Origin of the sequence: Mangrovicoccus sp. HB161399, from assembly GCF_013184745.1 — a bacterium.
Classification (GTDB): Bacteria; Pseudomonadota; Alphaproteobacteria; order Rhodobacterales; family Rhodobacteraceae; genus Mangrovicoccus.
Window position 1 is genome coordinate 1 of sequence record NZ_JAATVU010000223.1, and the last position, 1,609, is coordinate 1,609.

The window sequence follows — 1,609 nt, forward strand, 5'->3', positions numbered from 1 at the left end:
ATGAAGATCCTCGTGCCCGTCAAGCGGGTGATCGACTACAACGTGAAGGTCCGCGTGAAGGCGGATGGCAGCGGCGTCGATCTTGCCAATGTCAAGATGTCGATGAATCCCTTCGACGAAATCGCCGTCGAGGAGGCCATCCGGCTCAAGGAGAAGGGCGTCGCCACCGAGATCGTCGCGGTCTCCGTCGGCGTCAAGCAGGCCCAGGAAACCCTGCGCACCGCGCTGGCCATGGGCGCCGACCGCGCCATCCTGGTCGAGGCCGCCGATGACGTGCACACCGATATCGAGCCGCTCGCCGTCGCCAAGATCCTCGCGAAGATCGTCGAGGAGGAGCAGCCGCAGCTGGTCCTGGCCGGCAAGCAGGCGATCGACAACGACATGAACGCCACCGGGCAGATGCTCTCGGCGCTGCTCGGCTGGAGCCAGGCGACCTTCGCCTCGGAAGTCGCGGTCGAGGGCGGCAGCGCCACCGTCACCCGCGAGGTCGACGGCGGGCTGCAGACCATCAAGGTCAAGCTCCCGGCGATCGTCACCGTGGATCTGCGCCTCAACGAGCCGCGCTATGCCTCGCTGCCCAACATCATGAAGGCGAAGAAGAAGCCGCTCGACACGAAGACCGCTGCCGATCTCGGCGTCGACGTGACGCCGCGCCTGGCGGTGGTGAAGACCGCCGAGCCGCCGGCGCGCGCGGCGGGCGAGATGGTGGGCTCGGTCGACGAGCTGGTGGCGAAACTCAAGGAAAAAGGGCTGGTCTGATGGCTGTTCTCCTTCTCGCGGAAGTGACCGGCGGCGAGCTGATGCTCGATGCGACCGCCAAGGCGATGACCGCCGCCAAATCCCTCGGCGACGTGACGGTTCTGTGCGCCGGGGCCTCTGCCGCCGCCGCAGGCGAGGCCGCCGCGCAGATCGCGGGCGCCTCGAAGGTCCTGGTGGCCGAGGACGCGTCCCTGGGCCACCGGCTGGCGGAAAACACCGCGCAGCTGATCGCCAGCCTCGCCGATTCCCATGAACACGTCGTTGCCCCGGCCACGACGGATGCCAAGAACATCCTGCCGCGCGTCGCCGCGCTGCTCGACGTGATGATCATCTCGGACGTGACCGCGGTGGTCGACGGCGACACGTTCGAGCGTCCGGTCTATGCCGGCAACGCGATCCAGACTGTGAAATCCGGCGATTCCAAGAAGGTGGCCACCATCCGCACCTCGACCTTCGAGGCGGCCGGATCGCAGGCGGCCTGTCCGGTCGAGACGGTGGCGGTGCCGGGCGCGACCGGGCTGGCGGACTGGGTCGAGGACAAGCTGGCGGCGTCGGACCGTCCCGAGCTGACCTCGGCGAAGATCGTCGTCTCGGGCGGGCGCGGCGTCGGCTCGGAGGAGAGCTTCGCGATCATCGGCGCGCTGGCGGACAAGCTGGGTGCGGCGGTCGGCGCCTCGCGGGCGGCGGTCGACTCGGGCTTTGCGCCGAACGACTGGCAGGTCGGCCAGACCGGCAAGGTCGTGGCGCCGGACCTCTACATCGCGGCCGGGATTTCCGGGGCGATCCAGCACCTTGCGGGGATGAAGGACTCCAAGGTGATCGTGGCGATCAACAAGGACGAGGAGGCGCC

The 1,609-nt window shown here is 68.5% G+C and carries 2 protein-coding genes; both read left to right on the forward strand.

The features are described from left to right. Positions 1-759: an electron transfer flavoprotein subunit beta/FixA family protein gene (locus HCC78_RS32455; RefSeq protein WP_172332806.1), complete on the forward strand. Its 759-nt coding sequence runs from the start codon at positions 1-3 to the stop codon at positions 757-759. Continuing rightward, a partial coding sequence (locus tag HCC78_RS32460) for an electron transfer flavoprotein subunit alpha/FixB family protein (RefSeq protein ID WP_172332807.1) occupies positions 759-1,609 on the forward strand: 851 nt, incomplete at its 3' end. The genes HCC78_RS32455 and HCC78_RS32460, both read left to right, overlap by 1 nt.